The sequence below is a fragment of the Arthrobacter sp. JSM 101049 genome (assembly GCF_041679245.1).
Classification (GTDB): domain Bacteria; phylum Actinomycetota; class Actinomycetes; order Actinomycetales; family Micrococcaceae; genus Arthrobacter_H.
Window position 1 is genome coordinate 835,508 of the sequence record NZ_JBGFFC010000001.1, and the last position, 16,359, is coordinate 851,866.

17 protein-coding genes and 1 tRNA gene are annotated in these 16,359 nt (G+C 69.3%); 9 read left to right on the forward strand and 9 right to left on the reverse strand.

What is annotated here, in order from left to right:
• Positions 1-6 precede the first annotated feature (6 nt).
• From AB8M85_RS03915 to AB8M85_RS03935, 5 genes are all read right to left on the reverse strand, one after another.
• Positions 7-1,218, reverse strand: a complete 1,212-nt coding sequence (locus AB8M85_RS03915; protein WP_372697448.1) for an acetyl-CoA C-acetyltransferase — start codon at positions 1,216-1,218, stop codon at positions 7-9.
• Positions 1,219-1,461: 243 nt separating this feature from the next.
• Positions 1,462-1,761, reverse strand: coding sequence for a DUF4193 domain-containing protein (locus AB8M85_RS03920; RefSeq protein WP_372697713.1), 300 nt, complete (start codon positions 1,759-1,761; stop codon positions 1,462-1,464).
• A 232-nt stretch (positions 1,762-1,993) separates the two neighbouring features.
• A tRNA-Ala gene (locus AB8M85_RS03925) sits at positions 1,994-2,066 on the reverse strand.
• Positions 2,067-2,149: 83 nt separating this feature from the next.
• Positions 2,150-3,307: an alanine racemase gene (locus AB8M85_RS03930; RefSeq protein WP_372697449.1), complete on the reverse strand. Its 1,158-nt coding sequence runs from the start codon at positions 3,305-3,307 to the stop codon at positions 2,150-2,152.
• Positions 3,291-3,506, reverse strand: a complete 216-nt coding sequence (locus tag AB8M85_RS03935; RefSeq protein ID WP_372697714.1) for a helix-turn-helix domain-containing protein — start codon at positions 3,504-3,506, stop codon at positions 3,291-3,293. Before AB8M85_RS03935 ends, AB8M85_RS03930 begins: the two co-directional genes overlap by 17 nt.
• 414 nt (positions 3,507-3,920) lie before the next feature.
• On the opposite strand from AB8M85_RS03935, the gene AB8M85_RS03940 reads away from it, so the two are divergent.
• The gene (locus AB8M85_RS03940) at positions 3,921-4,397 is read left to right on the forward strand and encodes an Lrp/AsnC family transcriptional regulator (protein ID WP_372697450.1); all 477 of its coding nucleotides are present in this window, start codon (positions 3,921-3,923) and stop codon (positions 4,395-4,397) included.
• Here the strand turns inward: AB8M85_RS03940 and AB8M85_RS03945 are convergent.
• Both AB8M85_RS03945 and AB8M85_RS03950 read right to left on the reverse strand, forming a co-directional pair.
• Entirely contained in the window at positions 4,394-5,848 is a 1,455-nt protein-coding gene (locus tag AB8M85_RS03945; RefSeq protein WP_372697451.1) for an SDR family oxidoreductase, read from the reverse strand. The genes AB8M85_RS03940 and AB8M85_RS03945 overlap by 4 nt on opposite strands.
• Positions 5,845-6,699, reverse strand: coding sequence for a tryptophan-rich sensory protein (locus AB8M85_RS03950; RefSeq protein ID WP_372697452.1), 855 nt, complete (start codon positions 6,697-6,699; stop codon positions 5,845-5,847). Before AB8M85_RS03950 ends, AB8M85_RS03945 begins: the two co-directional genes overlap by 4 nt.
• Before the next feature lie 106 nt (positions 6,700-6,805).
• Between AB8M85_RS03950 and AB8M85_RS03955 the strand changes: the two genes are divergently transcribed.
• From AB8M85_RS03955 to AB8M85_RS03990, 8 genes are read left to right on the forward strand one after another with little or no spacing between them, the layout of a single operon-like run.
• A complete protein-coding gene (locus AB8M85_RS03955; RefSeq protein WP_372697453.1) occupies positions 6,806-7,300 on the forward strand; it encodes a MarR family winged helix-turn-helix transcriptional regulator in 495 nt (164 codons plus the stop codon).
• Complete coding sequence (locus AB8M85_RS03960; RefSeq protein ID WP_372697454.1) at positions 7,297-8,445, forward strand: polyprenyl synthetase family protein; 1,149 nt, start codon at positions 7,297-7,299, stop codon at positions 8,443-8,445. The genes AB8M85_RS03955 and AB8M85_RS03960 overlap by 4 nt, the downstream gene beginning before the upstream one ends.
• Complete coding sequence (locus tag AB8M85_RS03965; protein ID WP_372697455.1) at positions 8,442-9,323, forward strand: phytoene/squalene synthase family protein; 882 nt, start codon at positions 8,442-8,444, stop codon at positions 9,321-9,323. The genes AB8M85_RS03960 and AB8M85_RS03965 overlap by 4 nt, the downstream gene beginning before the upstream one ends.
• Positions 9,323-10,924: a phytoene desaturase family protein gene (gene crtI, locus AB8M85_RS03970; protein WP_372697456.1), complete on the forward strand. Its 1,602-nt coding sequence runs from the start codon at positions 9,323-9,325 to the stop codon at positions 10,922-10,924. The genes AB8M85_RS03965 and crtI overlap by 1 nt, the downstream gene beginning before the upstream one ends.
• A complete protein-coding gene (locus AB8M85_RS03975) occupies positions 10,924-11,292 on the forward strand; it encodes a lycopene cyclase domain-containing protein (RefSeq protein ID WP_372697457.1) in 369 nt (122 codons plus the stop codon). The genes crtI and AB8M85_RS03975 overlap by 1 nt, the downstream gene beginning before the upstream one ends.
• Positions 11,289-11,627, forward strand: coding sequence for a lycopene cyclase domain-containing protein (locus tag AB8M85_RS03980; protein ID WP_372697458.1), 339 nt, complete (start codon positions 11,289-11,291; stop codon positions 11,625-11,627). The genes AB8M85_RS03975 and AB8M85_RS03980 overlap by 4 nt, the downstream gene beginning before the upstream one ends.
• A complete protein-coding gene (locus AB8M85_RS03985; protein WP_372697459.1) occupies positions 11,624-12,478 on the forward strand; it encodes a prenyltransferase in 855 nt (284 codons plus the stop codon). The genes AB8M85_RS03980 and AB8M85_RS03985 overlap by 4 nt, the downstream gene beginning before the upstream one ends.
• The gene (locus AB8M85_RS03990; RefSeq protein ID WP_372697460.1) at positions 12,475-13,908 is read left to right on the forward strand and encodes a deoxyribodipyrimidine photo-lyase; all 1,434 of its coding nucleotides are present in this window, start codon (positions 12,475-12,477) and stop codon (positions 13,906-13,908) included. Before AB8M85_RS03985 ends, AB8M85_RS03990 begins: the two co-directional genes overlap by 4 nt.
• Positions 13,909-13,932: 24 nt before the next feature.
• Here AB8M85_RS03990 and AB8M85_RS03995 read toward each other — a convergent pair whose 3' ends face one another.
• Positions 13,933-15,465, reverse strand: coding sequence for an APC family permease (locus AB8M85_RS03995; RefSeq protein ID WP_372697461.1), 1,533 nt, complete (start codon positions 15,463-15,465; stop codon positions 13,933-13,935).
• A gap of 9 nt (positions 15,466-15,474) precedes the next feature.
• On the reverse strand, positions 15,475-16,359 hold the full coding sequence (locus AB8M85_RS04000) for a universal stress protein (RefSeq protein ID WP_372697462.1): 885 nt from the start codon (positions 16,357-16,359) through the stop codon (positions 15,475-15,477).

Consider the following 16,359-nt stretch of genomic DNA (forward strand, 5'->3'; position numbering starts at 1 on the left):
CCGGTCTCAGACGCGTTCGATCAGCGTTGCCACGCCCATGCCGCCGCCGATGCACAGCGTGACCACGGCACGGGAGAGCCCGGTGCGTTCGAGTTCGTCGACCATGGTCCCCAGGATCATCGCGCCGGTGGCGCCGAGGGGGTGGCCCATGGCGATGGCCCCTCCGTGGACGTTGAGCCGGTCGTCGGGGATGTCGAAGTCGCGCTGGTACTTCAGGGCGACGGAGGCGAAGGCCTCGTTGATCTCCCACAGGTCGATGTCCGCTGCGGAGAGTCCGGCGGTGGCCAGGACCTTGCGGGTGGCCGGCGTCGGGCCGGTGAGCATGATGGTTGGGTCCGCCCCGGAGACGGCAGCGGCCACGATGCGGGCGCGCGGGACGAGGCCGAGGTCCCGGCCGACCGTTTCGGAGCCGACCAGGACCAGGGCGGCCCCGTCGACGATACCCGAGGAGTTCCCGCCGGTATGGACGTGGTCGATCTCCGGGACCCAGTGGTATTTTTCCAGGGCGATGGCGTCGAATCCGCCGTCCTGGCCCATGGCCGCGAAAGCGGGATGGAGGCCGGCCAGCGCATCGGCGGTGGTGCCGCGGCGGATGTGCTCGTCGTGGTCCAGGACCACGAGCCCGTTCTGGTCGCGGACCGGGACGATGGAGCGGGCGAAGTGGCCGTTGTCCCAGGCCGCGGCGGCGCGCTGCTGGGACCGGAGGGCAAACGCGTCGACGGCGTGGCGGCTGAAGCCCTCGGTGGTGGCGATGAGGTCGGCACTGATGCCCTGCGGGACATAGGAGGTATCGAAGCTGGTGGCGGGGTCAAAGGCCCAGGCACCGCCGTCGGAACCGATGGGGACCCGCGACATTGATTCGACGCCGCCGGCGATGACGAGGTGTTCCCATCCGGAGCGGATCTTGGCGGCGGCCAGGTTGGCCGCCTCCAGTCCGGAGGCGCAGAAGCGGTTGAGCTGGAATCCGCCCACGGTCTTCGGCAGGCCGGCCGCGATCGCGGCGATGCGGGCGATGTCGGCCCCTTGGTCGCCGATGGGCGTGACGACGCCGAGGATGAGGTCGTCGATGCGGGACTCGTCGAGGCCGGGGTTGCGTTCGCGCAGCGCGTCGATGAGTCCGGTGACCAGCGAGATGGGCTTGGTCCCGTGCAGGGCGCCGTGGCGGCCGCGGCCGCGCGGGGTCCGCACGGCGTCGTAGATGTAGGCCTCGCTGTGCATGCCGGATTGGCTCCCTCCGCCAGGTGGTGTGGGCTTCGTCGCACCCACGGCCCATCCTAGGGTGCGGCATCGCGGCAACGCGACGCGTTGCGTCACCGCGGGCCCGCGCACCGGAGGAACCATCCGGCCGGAAATGACTAACGGCGCCCTCATTCGCTGAACAAGGACGCCGGATGACCCAGCCCGGCATCCGCCGGGAGGATCAGTGCAGGCGGTGGCCGCCGCCTGCCCAGGAGCTGGTGTCTACGCTTCGCAGTCGCGGCAGTACTTCACGCCGTCCTTCTCGCGGGCGAGCTGCGAGCGGTGGCGGACCAGGAAGCAGGAACCGCAGGTGAATTCGTCGGCGGCCTGCGGCAGCACGCGGACGATGAGCTCGTCGTCGACAATGGCGCCGGGCAGTTCGGGCCCGTCGAGGGCTTCGCCTTCGTCGAGTTCCTCGACGACGGTGCGGGCGTTCGGGGCATCCATCTCCTTGACGCGCTTGAGGGTTTCCTCGCTGCGCTCAGCGACGTCGGGGCGGGCTTCGTCGTAGTCCTGGGCCATGGTTGTGCTCCTCATGTTGTTGATGTATGCCCCGCAAGGATAGGACAGCGGGGCGCGTTTCGTGGAAAATTCCACTGCGGGCGAACCAGGGAACATGTGGCGATCCGAAACCGTGCTTCCACGGACGGGTCCGACCTGTCCCCCTGACGTCGTACCGTTCGGTGGCCGTTCGACGTCGGAAAGAAAAACGAGTCCACGCTGGAGCGTCGGCTCCGCTTGGACTCGGATCGTGTGGAGCTTAGGGGAATCGAACCCCTGACCTTTTCATTGCGAACGAAACGCTCTACCAACTGAGCTAAAGCCCCGTGCGGATGTTGCCACCCGCGGATACCACGTGCGACAGCTTAACGCACTTCAATGCCGCAGCACAAAACCGGCGTCGGGGCCCTCAGCTGTTCTGGCCGCGGGCGGCCACCGTCCACCGGTCGACGATGCGGTAGGTCCCTTCGGCCTCCGCGCCGGAGTCCTCGCGTTGGACCACCGTCACCGCGTCCACGAGGTTCGGTACGAGGCAGACGTGGTTGGGGATCACCTGCAGGATGTCACCGAGGCCTGGCAGGTGCCCACCGGCAGGGAATTCAACGGTGCCGTGGTGTTCCGACAGGGCGGTGACGCGGGCTTCGGGGCATCCCCTGATGCGGGCGAAGCCGCTGGCCCAGGCGGGCCGGTCGCTGCCCAGGACCTTGCTCCCGGCGTCGAGTACCACCCGGCCACCGCCGTCGGGATGCGGACGCCGGCTCACGACCGTCGAGGCTACGGTCAGGGCAATGTCCGCGACCGCACAATGGCCCATCTCCAACTGCTGGGCGTCGTTGAAGACGTAGACGCCGGGCCTGACCTCCGTGGCCGCGCCCGCTGCCGTGGTGTGCGCCGTTGGGGTCGACCCGCCGCTGAGTTCGAGGTCGGTGAAGCCGGCTGCCCGCAGCGAGCGGGCCGCTTCGTCCAGGACGCGGGACTCGTCCTGGACGGCACCGGCGGAGGCGCCGGGTTCGTAGCTGTGTCCGGGGAAGGTGAAGATCCCGGCGACGTGGAGTCCGCCCTGCCGTGCGGTGCGCGCGATCTCCAGCGCGTGTTCCGGAACGGTTCCACTGCGGTGGTGGCCGCTGTCGAGTTCGATCATCACGGCCAGCGCGGCCGCGTCGGGGCCCAGCCGGGCGACTATATTGCGGGCTCCTTCGACGGAATCTACGCCGATGCGCAGCGTGACCCTGCGAGCCAGCGCGGCTAATCTCGGCGCCATCGGTTCGCTGACCCACAGCGGATAGGCGATGAACAGGTCGTCCACACCGGCGTTCGCGAAGACCTCGGCTTCCCCCACGGTCGCGACAGTGAGCCCGCAGGCACCGGCTGCCAACTGCATGGCAGCGATCTGAGGGCTCTTGTGCGTCTTGGCATGGGGGCGCAGCCGCTGACCGCGCGCCGAGACGACGCGGCCCAGTGCATCGATGTTCCGGTGGAGGATGTCGAGGTCAACGAGCACCTCGGGCGTCTGGATGGAGGTGGGAAGCGAGGCCGGCAAGACCCTGCGGTTAGCGTCCGCCGTCATGGGCCGCGCCGTCGTCCTGCTTGAGCCCTTCGCGGGTGGCGGTGTACTGCCGCTCGATGTAGGCCTCGAGCTCCGTGCGTTCCACGCGCCATACGCCGCGTCCGCCGACCTTGATGGCCGGGAGTTCGCCGCTGCGTACCAGGGAGCGCACCTGGGGCATGTTCACGCTCAGCTCTTCGGCGACGTCTTCCAGACGCATGAATCTCATGTCTAGAAGTTATCGCGAGTTAGGGCACGTTTCCAGCCATTCACGGCACATGGGGACAACATGCTGCACCGGGCGGCCCATTCGTCTGGCGTCACGATGGCCCGCGGAATTCCCCTGGCGGGATTCCGCGGGCCATACTCGTAGCTAGCTGTTGGTTGCGGGCCTTATGGGCCGTGCCGCACCGTCGGCCGGGGTGTCGCCGCCAATCCGTCAACCAAACGTCGCAATGCCCGTGACACTGTTCAGTTCCGAACATCAATAGATCACTGACCGGTCAGAACGCGCAACCCGCTTGAATGACGCTGGTCAAATTGACTATTCTTGAGTCTGCTGCATTGAGGACGTTGGTCACTTTGACCGGGTCCACGCCGACATTGTTCGCAACACCCCAGCAAAGGAGCCCCGGTGACACCCGAGTCGTACCAACTCGATGCCACGGACCGCCGCATCCTCGCCGCCATGGACCAGGACCCGCGCATCCCGATCATGATGCTGGCCCAACGCCTGGGCCTGGCCCGCGGCACGGTGCAGTCCCGTCTCGAGAAGCTGGCCGCTTCCGGCGCATTGCGCCCGAACAGCAGCCGGGTGACGCCCGCAGCCCTCGGGCGCGGCGTGGCCGCCTCGGTCTCCGCGGAACTGGATCAGTCGATGCTCGACGAGGCCATCGCAGCGTTGAGCCAGATTCCCGAGGTCCTCGAGTGCTTTGCACCGGCCGGCGACACAGACCTGCTAATCCGCGTCGTTGCCTCGGACCCTGACGACCTCTACCGGGTCAGCGAGGTCATCCGCTTTTGCCCCGGCATCACCAGGACGTCCACGACGATGTTCCTGCGTGAGGTCATCCCGTACCGCACCACCGGGCTGCTCTCCGGCCAGGGCTAGGCATCCTGGGCCGCGCGGGTGATGCGCTCGGCCATGCTGCGGAAGATGACGCCGTGGAAGGGCAGCACCGCCATCCAGTAGAGCCGACCGGCGAGCCCGCGGGGAAAGAAGATGGCCCGTTGGCGGTAGACGCTGCCGGAGCCATCGGGATCAACCCTCAATTCCAGCCATGCACCGCCCGGCACCTTCATCTCGGCGCGTAGCCGGAGCAACCGGCCCGGCTCCAACGCCTCGACACGCCACCAGTCGACGACGTCGTTCAGCTGCAGTGAGCTGAGGCTCCTGCGGCCACGGCGCAGGCCGACCCCTCCTCCGAGCTTGTCCATCCAGCCGCGCACCGACCAGGCCAGCGGCATCGAGTACCACCCGTTGTCCCCGCCGATGCCCTCGATGACCTTCCAGACGCGATCGGGTTCCGCCGTCGTTGTCCGTTCCCGCACGTCGGTGAAGACCGTGCGTCCCGACCAGTCGGGGTCGCTGGGCAACGGCTCCGCCGGCTCCGCCGTGTCTCGGGAGGTCGCCCAGGACGTCTCGACCGCGTCTGCCTCGATTTTCAGCAGCGCAAGCTCGACCGAGCGGCGGTAGCTGGTCAGGCCACCGGCCGGCGGAGGGATGAGACCCTCAATGGACCGGTCGCGCATGACGCAGTCATGTTGCAGCGATTCGACCAGGGGCAGCGCCAGGCCGCGCGGGATGGGCGTCACCAGGTTGACCCATTGCCCCGCAAGCCAGGGCGTGAGCACCGGCAGGGCCAGAACGACCGGTAGGCGCAGACCCGCGGCTGCGGCGTAGCCACGCATCATCTGCGCGTAGGTCAGGACGTCCGGTCCCCCGATGTCGAAGGTCCCGGCAGTGCCGGCGGGCAGGTCGACGGCGGCCAGCAGGTAGTGCAAGGCATCGCGAACGGCGATGGGCTGGATCCGGTTCAGCACCCAGCGCGGGGCCGGCATCACCGGCAGGACGTCGGTGAGGTGGCGGATCATCTCGAAGCTCGCCGAACCGGACCCGATGAGCAGTCCGGCTTGCAGCACGAGCGTCGGCACGCCCGTGTGCTCCAGGATGCGCCCCACCTCCGTCCGGGAGGCCAGGTGGCGGCTCAGCTCGCCCTCGGGGTGCAGGCCCGACAGGTAGACGATCCGCCCCACCCCGGCAGCCCGCGCAGCCGAGCCCAGCTGCAGGGCGCACAAGCGCTCGGTCCGTTCGAAATCCCCCGGCCCCCCCATGGAGTGGACCAGGTAGAACACGACGTCGACGCCCTCCACGAGTGCCCGGGCCGCGGACTCCTCCTCCAGGGTTCCCTCGACGACCTCGACGCGCTGGCCCCAGGGGACGTCGCGGAGCTTGCCCGGGCTGCGGGTGAGCACCCGGACGTCATGGCCGGCCTCCAGCAAGCGCGGTACCAGCCGCCCACCGACGTAGCCGGTCGCCCCCGCCACGGCCACGCGGCTCAACGGGTGGCCCCGTCGCGGTCGCCGGCCAGCTGGTGCCTCGGTACCCGGGCCTCCCGGATCCGGTAGAGCAGCGTTCCCGCGACGACCAGCCCCGCGGCGGCGCCGGCGGCCCAGGCGATCGGGACCGACTGCGTGCCCCCATCCAGCCGGCCGACGGCGATCCAGGCCAGCCCCCAGGCCAGAGCCGCCGCCGGGGCCAGGCGCCCACCGGTGGCAGCGGCGAGCGTGATGCCGATCGCGGCCGCGACGGCCAGCACGGCAGCGGCCACGACCACGGTTGCTCCGTCGGAGGCCTGAGCTCCCCAGGAGGCCAGCAGGGCGGAGGTGTTGGCGACCGTCGCCACGCTCACCCAGCCGAGGTACAGGCCGAACGTGATGCCCACGACCAGCCGCTCCGTCCGCCCGTTCGTCGGCGTGCGCAGGAAGAGGATGAAGGTCCGCGCGAGGACCGCCAACAGGACGGCGATGACAACGACGCTGAGCAGGAGCTGGCCCCACTGCACTACCCAGATCCACGCGGCGTTCAACAGCGCCGACGCGCCCGCCCACGGCCGCAGGCGGCGTTGGAGACCCGATCCGCGCCATGCGGGCAGCAGCTGGATCACCGCATGGACGACCAACCCGGTGTAGATGACGCTCCAGATCGAGAAGGCACCCGTACCGGGCGCGAGCACGGTGCCGTCGGCAGACAACCAGCCTCCGGCCGCATCTTGGATAGGGGTTCCGCCGATCGCCCCGCTGCCGAGGAACGCCCCGGCCACGGCGACTGCCACCGTGGCGGCGTAGAACCAGGGGGCGGTCCGGGACGCGCGGCGCGGGTCCTCGCTGGTATGCGTGGTCTTTCCCATCATCGAGACTCCGTGCTGATCCGTCGCGTCCGCTGAGGACTCGACATTTACGGTGCTATGCACCAGTATGTAGCTAGATTATCTGATTATCAATATTTGGTGGAGAACAATGGACGACAGCACTCCAACACGCGGTGGCCGGCCCGCCATGCATCCGGCGTCGCTGCTCCTGCGGAAGATCCTGGTGCTCAACGACACCGTCGAATACCGGATGCGCCTACACCTCAAGACCAATGAGACCGACTTCCAGGCCATGCAGCATCTGCTCCAAGCGGGTCCGACGACGCCGTCGGAACTGGCCGCGCAACTCCACCTAACGACCGCGGCGGTCACCAGCGTGATCGACCGGCTGGTGAGGGCCGGACATGTCCGCCGCCTCCCCCACCCATCGGACCGTCGGCGCATCGTGGTGGAACCCACCGAATCCTCCGTCCAGGAGGCCATGGCTCAGCTCATGCCCATGATCTTGGCCACGGACGCCCTGGTCCGGGGAATGGATGACGCCGGACAACATGCAGTGACCACCTACCTGGACGGGGTTGTGGTATCTATGCAGGAACGCATCGATGCCATGGCCTCCGCCGCCGAAGGGACACCGACATGAGCCAACGCTCCAATGCCCCCGCCCCAATGGCCGCTGTCAAGCGGACGGCCGACCCCGTGGGCGTCGGCACGGAAGGCCACGTGGCGGCCTCTCCCGCCCCGGAGGAGGAGTGGAACGACTTCCGGCGCTGCGTCCGCCGCGTGCTGGAGACGGAGGCTCGAGCCGCCCTGGGCCACGCCGGCGCGGACAACTCGCGTTTCGCCCAGCTCTGGGATCGTCTGGACGAGAGCCTCGACGGGGGCAAACTGACGCGGCCCCGCCTGGTCCTGCTGGCCTATGGAGTCTTCGGCGGCGGCAACCGAGACGCGGCAGCCACCCTGGGTGCGGCCTTCGAGATGCTGCATTCGGCACTGCTGATCCACGACGATGTCATCGACCGGGACCTCGTTCGCCGGGGCCGGCCCACCGTGGGCGCCTTGTACCGGAAGGATGCGCTGGATCTGGGGCATGCCGGGGCCGAGGCCGATCATGTCGGGAATGCGGCTGCCCTCATCGGCGGGGACATCCTGCTGGCGGGCTCTCTACGGCTCGCCGCGCGGGCCGGGGCGGCCACGGGAACCACGGAAGACATCCTGGACGTCATGAACGCCGCCGTGTTGGCGGCAGCCGCTGGCGAACTGGACGACCTCGTGTACTCGCTGGGCGGACTGGACATCGACATGGACCAGGTGCTGGACATGGAACGGCTCAAGACGGCCTCCTACTCCTTCGAAGCCCCGCTGCGCGCCGGCGCCGTCCTCGCCGGCACCCCGGAGCGGACCGCCGAAAGGATGGGATCCATCGGCCGGACCCTCGGCATCGCCTACCAGGTCATCGACGACGTCCTGGGAACCTTCGGGGATCCAGCGCAAACGGGCAAGTCGATCGAGTCGGACCTGCGTGCAGACAAGAAGACGATCCTCGGCGCCTTCGCCGCCCACGACGCCGCCTACGTTGCTGCCCACTCCGCCTACCACCGCGGCGAAGTGGGCATCGAGGACGTGCGCGCAGCCCTGAAGACCGCCGGTGCGGAGGACGCTGCCCGGCGGCTGGCCCACCGATTGGTCCGCCATGCCCTCGCCGAGGCCACCGACCTGGCCCCGGAAACCACCCTGGCCGACGACCTGGCCGACGTCTGCACCTTCATCCTGGAGCGCACCAAATGAGCCTGGACCCCAGCCCCCTCACCCGGTATTCCGACACGGCCAGCCGCAGCGCCGGCGTCGTCATCTCCCGGTATTCGACGTCCTTTGGGATGGCCTGCCGCCTGCTGGGCCCGGCGGCCCGGCGGCATGTGGAGAACATCTACGCGCTGGTCCGCGTCGCGGACGAGGCGGTGGACGGCGCGGCGGCGGCCGCCGGACTCGATGCGGCGGCCGTCGGGGCGCAACTGGACCGGCTCGAGCAGGAAGTCGACACGGCACTCGCCACCGGGTACAGCACCAACATGGTCGTCCACGCCTTTGCCTCCACCTCCCGGCTCTTCGGCATCGGCCAGGACCTGACGGGGCCGTTCTTCGAGTCGATGCGGGCCGACCTGACCATCGCCCGCCACGACGGGACCTCGCTGGATCGCTACATCTATGGTTCTGCCGAGGTCGTCGGCCTCATGTGCCTGCGCGTCTTCCGGGCCATGCCCGGTGCAGTGCCGGGGCACGACGACGAGTTGGAGGCTGCGGCACGCAGCCTCGGCTCGGCCTTCCAAAAGGTCAACTTCCTACGCGACCTGGCCGCCGACCAGGACGAACTCGGCCGGCGCTACCTGGGCGACGGTGCCTTCGACGACGCGGCGAAAACCGCACTGGTCGCGGAGATCCGCGCGGAGCTGGCCGCCGCCGGGCAGGGCATGGTCTTCCTGGCCCCGGGCGCCCGGCGTGCCGTCTCGCTGGCGCACGGTCTTTTCTCGGCGCTGGTCGAACAGTTGGATTCCGTACCGGTCAGCCACCTGCTTCGCCATCGCGTACGACTGAGCGGCCCCGGCAAGGCAGTCATCCTGCTGCGCGTCGTCACGACCCGATCCACCCGCGACGCCGAGACCGCCTGATGGCGCGCATCACCGTCATCGGAGGCGGCATCGCCGGATTGGCCAGCGCCGGACTGCTGGCCCGCGACGGGCACAACGTGACACTGCTGGAACGGGGGGCAGGCCTCGGGGGCCGGGCTGGCCGGCATGCGGCCGATGGCTTCCACTTCGACACCGGGCCGTCCTGGTATCTCATGCCGGAAGTCATCGACCACTGGTTCCGCCTGATGGGCACCAGCGCCGCAGAGCAGCTGGACCTGGTCCCGCTGGCCCCCGCCTACCGGACGTGGTTCCAGGGCCACGAGGACCCCGTCGACATCCACTCGGGGCGGGCAACGGCCCGGGCAACCTTCGAGGCCATGGACCCCGGGTCCGGGCTCCAGCTGGAGAAGTACCTCGACTCGGCGGCACAGACCTATGAGCTGGCCAAGGAGCATTTCCTCTACGACGACTTCGAGAGCAAGCGCGGACTGCTCCATCCTGCCGTGCTGCGCCGGGGGGCCCGCATGGCGGTGCTGCTCGGCACCTCGCTGGACCGCTTCGTCGGGCGCAGGTTCCGCGATCCGCGGCAGCGCCAATTGCTCGGCTATCCGGCGGTCTTCCTCGGCACGGATCCCTTCCACGCGCCGGCCATGTACCACCTGATGAGCCACCTGGACCTCGCGGACGGCGTCCTCTACCCGCTCGGTGGATTCGCCGCGCTCGTCGACGCACTGGAGGACACGGTGCGCCGGGCGGGGGTGGACATCCGCACGTCGTCGACGGTGACGGGCATCGACACGGTCGACGGCGGCCCCGCACCTCGGTGGTCTCTGGGCGGCCGCCGGAGCCGCGGAACCGTCCGCGGCGTGGAATACACCGGCCCCGACGGGACCGCCCGTTCGCTCACCGCCGATCTGGTGGTCGCCGCAGCCGACCTGCACCACGTGGAGACGACGCTCCTGCCGACGGAGCACAGCACGCACCCGGAACGGGTCTGGGCCCGTCGCGACCCCGGCCCCAGCGCGGTGCTCGTCTGCCTGGGCATCCGCGGCCGGCTCGACGAACTCGCGCACCACAACCTGCTGTTCACCGCCGACTGGCGGGACAACTTCGGGCGTATCCGCTCCGGCGGGGACCTGGCCGCCGAGACCTCCATCTACGTCTGCCGTCCCAGTGCCACTGACCCGGGCGTGGCCCCCGCCGGGGACGAGAACCTCTTCATCCTCGTTCCCGCGCCCGCCGAGCCTGCCTGGGGCACCGGTGGCGTCGACGGAAGCGGGGCGGCCCGCGTCGAGGCCGCCGCAGACGCCGCCATCGACCAGCTCGCGGACTGGTCCGGCGTGGCCGACCTGCGCGCGCGCATCGCCATCCGCCGCACCTTCGGCCCCGGCGACTTCGCGCACGACGTCAACGCCTGGCAGGGCAGCGCCTTGGGTGCGGCCCACACCCTGTGGCAGAGCGCCTTCCTGCGGCCCGGAATCCGCAGCCGACGGGTCGACGGGCTGCTCTACGCCGGAAGCTCCGTCCGCCCCGGAATCGGTGTGCCGATGTGCCTGATCAGCGCCGAGCTGGTGCTCAAGGCGGTCCGTGGAGACCGCAGGACCGGACGCCTCCCCGAACCCGCCAGGACTGATGCCTGATGGCCTATCTGCTGATCCTGCTCGCCCTGCTGGGATGCATGGCACTGCTCGATGCCAGGTTCCGGCTCTTCTTCTGGGCCCGCCCCCTCGCCGCGACCCTCGTGACGGCGCTCGGACTCGGCTACTTCCTGAGCTGGGACCTCTTCGCCATCGCGGCGGGGATCTTCCTGCACCGGGAATCGCCGCTGATGACTGGCATCATGCTGGGCCCCGAATTGCCCCTGGAGGAGCCGGTATTCCTGCTGTTCCTCGTCTACCAGACGATGGTCCTATTCACCGGGGTCCTGGCCTGGTTCCGGCGGAAACCCGTGGGACAGGCCGGGACCCGTGCGACAGGCCCAGCCCCCGCCCAGGAGGACGCCCGATGAGCGCATATGCCTCGCTGAATTTCGCTTTCGTCGGTCTTGCCCTGCTGCCCCTGCTCGCCGCGGCCCTCAGCGGCCGGCTGCGCCGCCGGACCCTGGCCGCCCTGGGCGCGGCCGCCAGCGGGATGCTCCTGCTGACCGCCGTCTTCGACAACATCATGATCGGCGTGGGCTTGTTCACCTATGCGGAGGCGACCCTGGCCGGGCCGCTAGTCGGGTTGGCCCCGCTGGGTGACTTCGCCTACCCGTTGGGTGCGGCCATCCTGCTTCCCGCCGCATGGCTGCTCCTCACGGGTGACGGCGCGAAGGAACCATCCCACGACCCGGAGGATCGATGACCGACCTGCTGCTGACCTCTCGACCCGTCTCGTGGGTCAACACCGCCTACCCCTTTGCCGCGGCCTATCTCCTTTCCACCGGCGGGATCTCCTGGGTGCTGGTCGTCGGCACGGTCTTCTTCCTCTTCCCGTACAACCTGGCCATGTACGGCATCAACGATGTTTTCGACTACGAGTCCGATCTCCGCAATCCCCGCAAGGGCGGGGCAGAAGGAGCCGTCGTCGACCGGTCGCGCCACCGTGGCATCCTGTGGACGTCGGGGATCACCGTCGTTCCGTTCGCCATTGTCCTGTCCACCCAAGGCACGCTGGCGGCCAACATCGCTTTGCTGGTCTCGCTGGCCGCCGTTGTTGCATACAGCGCACCGCGGCTGCGCTTCAAGGAACGCCCGTTCCTTGATTCGGCCACCTCGAGCACCCATTTCGTCTCCCCTGCCGTGTACGGCCTGCTGCTCGGCGGAGCCGAGTTCTCCGCCGGCCTCTGGTGCCTCGTGGCCGCCTACTTCCTCTGGGGAATGGCCAGCCATGCCTTCGGTGCGGTGCAGGACATCGTGCCCGATCGCGAGACCGGGCTGGGCTCCGTGGGGACCGTGCTGGGAGCCCGCGCGACCGTGGCTGCGGCCGTCGCTGCGTACTGCGGGGCCGGACTACTCATGCTCGGCAGCGCGTGGCCCGGCCCGCTGGCTGCGCTGCTCGCCCTGCCCTACGTGGCCAACGTGCTGCCGTTCCTACGCCTGGACGATGCCGGATCGGGGGCGGCCAACCGGGGTTGGAAGCGCTTTTTGTGGCTGAACTACGCCACCGGGTTCGTGGTCACCCTGCTGCTCATCTGGTACGTGGCGATCCGATGACCGCCATCATCTGGTTCCGCGATGACCTGCGCATTGCCGACAACCCCGCACTCCTGGCCGCCATCGCCGACGGCCCTGCCGTAGCGGTCTACATCCTGGACGAGGCGTCCCCCGGACTCCGGCCCCTCGGCGGTGCCGCCCGATGGTGGCTCCACCAGGCACTCGGTGATCTGGGGAGTGGCCTCGCCAAGCTCGGCATCGAACTGGTCCTGCGCAGGGGGCCCGGCGCCCGGGAGATCGTCACGGTGGTCCAAGACGCCGATGCCGGCGCGGTGTACTGGAACCGCAGATACGGGCATGCGGAACGCACGGTCGATGCCCAGGCCAAAGCGGACCTCCAGGCTGCCGGTGTCCACGCCGAGAGCTTCCAGGCAACGCTGTTGCACGAGCCCTGGAACCTGCAGACCGGCCAGGGCGGCCACTACCGCGTCTTCACGCCGATGTGGAACCGGCTCCGCCAGATGGACATCCGGCATCCCCTGCATCCACCGGAACGGCCCGGCCACGATGCCCGCCGTCCGGAGAGCCCCACCGACAGCGATGACCTGCACAGCTGGGGGCTCGTGGACACCACACCGGACTGGGCAGCGAAGCTGGGGGACCACTGGACCCCGGGAGAGGACGCGGCCTGGAGGATGCTCCAAGACTTCATCGCGGAGACGATCCGGGACTACACAGACAGCCACGACGTTCCGGGGATCCGCGGCACGAGTCGCCTCTCGCCTTATCTGCGGTGGGGCCACATCAGCCCGTTCCAGCTCTGGCATGCCCTGTCCTCAGGCGCTGCCGCCGCCCACCCCGGCACGCAGGCGTTCCTGCGGCAGCTGGGGTGGCGGGAGTTCTGCTGGCATCTGCTGTACCACCATCCGGACCTGGCAATGGAGAATATCAGACCTGGCTTCGACCGTTTCCCCTGGCGTTGGCCGGACCAGCCCGGAAACCAGACACCGAAGGCCTTGTACGGAACCCTCCCGCCCCCGGATCAGGCTTTGGCCGCCGCAACCGAGCCAGTCGACGCCTGGAAGGCCGGGGCCACCGGCGTCCCGCTGGTCGACGCCGGCATGCGCGAGCTCTGGGAGACCGGATGGATGCACAACCGGGTCCGCATGCTGGTCGCCAGCTTCCTGACCAAGAACATGGGCATCCATTGGCGGGTGGGTGAACAGTGGTTCTGGGAGACCCTGGTCGACGCCGACGAGGCCTCCAACCCGGCGAACTGGCAGTGGGTCGCCGGATCGGGGGCCGATGCCTCCCCGTTCTTCAGGATCTTCAACCCGCAAACCCAGGCGCGGCGGTTCGACGCGGACGGGGCCTACGTCAGCCGCTGGGCACCCGCGGCCCTGCTTCCCGGGTACCCGGAGCCGATCGAGGACCTGGGTGAGTCCCGCCGTCGCGCCCTCTCCGCCTACCAGGAGACCCGGGATGGGTAGGCGGAGGATGTGCCTCGGCTGCCGCTACGTCCGGCGGGTCAGCGTGCCGCCCCGGAAGTAGGCCGGGTGGCGCCAGCGCATGTAGAACATGACGACCACCCCGAGCACCAGGACCGAGACACCGAGGATGAACACCATGCCCAGCCCGGCGATGTTGCTTCCCGAGCCGTAGTCGGGATCCATCGAGTCCACCGCGGTCTTGACGAACATGACGAGCAGGATGATGCCGCCGAGCAACGGGGCCAGCAACCTGAAGGCCGCGGACCGGGCGCTAGTAAACAGCTCGCGGCGGAAGTACCAGACGCAAGCCAGCGCCGTGACGCCGTAGTAGAAGCAGATCATCATGCCCAGCGCGGTGATCGTGTCCCACAGGGCGTTCTCGGACAACGTCCGGGTGATGACATAAAAGGCAGCCGCCGCGACGCCGGCGGTGATCGTCGCGGTGGACGGCGATTTGAAGCGGGGCGAGACCTTGCCATACCCCGGAGGCAGCGCCTTGTAGTAGCCCATGGCCAGGATCGTCCGGGCGGGGGAGACGAAGGTGGACTGCAGCGACGCGGCGGACGAGGACAGGATGGCCAGCGACATCAGGATCGCGAACGGGCCCATCACCGGGCCGGCCAGGACCGCGAAGATCGACTCCTGGTTGTCGGGGTTCCCGGCTCCCAGCCCGGTGTCGCCGACGCCCGCGAAGGAGATGACCGAGAGCGAGACGACCATGTAGATGGCCATGATGACCAGCACGGTCAGGGTGGCCGCCCGGCCCGGGACCTTGTCCGGGTCCTTGGTCTCCTCGTTCATCGTCAGGGTGACGTCCCAGCCCCAGAAGATGAAGATGGACAGCGAGACCCCGGCCGCGAAGCCGGTGAGCGAGCCGACGTCGAAGGGGTTGAACCATTCCCAACTGATCGGGGTGGCGTCGAAGGCGGATCCGTTGACCACATGGGAGAACGCGGCGATCGCGAACCAGCCCAACACCAGGAGCTGGAAGGCGACGAGCACGTACTGGAAGGACTTCGTGGTCTCGATCCCCCGGTAGGAGATCCAGCAGGCTCCGGCGATGAACACCAGGGTCGTGGCGATGTTCAGCCACAGCACGTCGGTCAGGTCGGCCAGTTCCGGCCGCCCGGTGATCTGCGCGAGCATGAGGTAGAAGAAGTCGACGGCGACTGCGGCTAGGTTCGACAGGACGATGATGGTGGCGGCGATCAGTCCCCAGCCGCCCATCCAACCGATCCAGGGGCCGAAGGCGCGGGTGGCCCAGGTGAAGGATGTCCCGGAGTCGGGCATCGCGCTGTTCAGCTCGCGGTACCCCAAGGCCACGAGCAGCATGGGGATGAACCCGGCGATGAAGATGGCAGGAAGGTGGGTGCCGACCTCGGCGACGGTCGGGCCGAGGGCGGCGGTGAGCGTATAGGCCGGGGCGATGCAGGAGACGCCAATGACCACGGCGCCGAGCACCCCGACGGCTCCCTTGCTCAGCCCCTTCTCCCCCAGCCCCCCGGTCTGGTCCACGGCGAGGCGGCCTTCGGGGCCGCCGGATTCGATGTGCGTCATGATGTTCTCCTATTGCCCGGTGGGGGACGGCGGCTGGTGGTCGCGCGGGACGACGACCAGGGGGACGGTCAGGGTGCGCAGCATGCGTTGCGCGGTGGCGCCCAGGAAAAGGCGTCCGCGGTGGGCCAACCGGCTCGAGCCGACGACCGCCACCTCGTCGCGCTGCCAGGGCAGCGCTTGTACGCCTTTTTCGATGTTCCGGCCCTCGGCCACGACCGTTTCGGCGTAGATCCCGGCCTCGTTGACGACGGCTTCCACGTGGCCCTGCAGCTCGGCCCGCCGGGCGGACAGCTGGGCCTCATCGCCGCCATCCTGGCCCAGCAACGAGACAATGCGCAGCTGGGCTCCCCGCCGCCGGGCGGCCACTGCGGCCGTCTCGACGACGGCGAGGGCACCGGGGCGGGTGCCGACGAAGGCGGTGACACGTTCCAGGCCGTGCGGGATGGCGCCGCCGTCGCCGACGGGCGCCATGGCCACCGGGGTGGAGGCGGAGTGCAGCAGGGCGGTGGCGACCGAGCCGGGGCCCATGCGCGCGGCCAGCTTGCCTTGCCGGCCACCGATCACGATGAGCCCGGCACCGGATTCCCGTGCGAGGTCATCCAGCCCCTCGGCTTCCGAGGCGGCGCTGCGGACCACGGCCCGCGCGGAGACGCCGGAGGGGACCAGTTGCAGGGCCTCGGCGGCCCAGGCGTCGACCTGCTCGGCGATGATGCTGCGGTAGCCGTGGTCGCCGCCGGGGTAGGTCGCGCTGAAGGGGGTGTGCTCGGGCAGGATCATGGCGAGGTCCAGATGCGTCTCTTCCCCGCCTCCGGTCAGGTCCCCGCCGAGGGCGAGCGCGAGCCGGACGGCCTCGGCGCCGCGGGCGTCTGCGGTGTAGCCGACGATGTAGCGCAT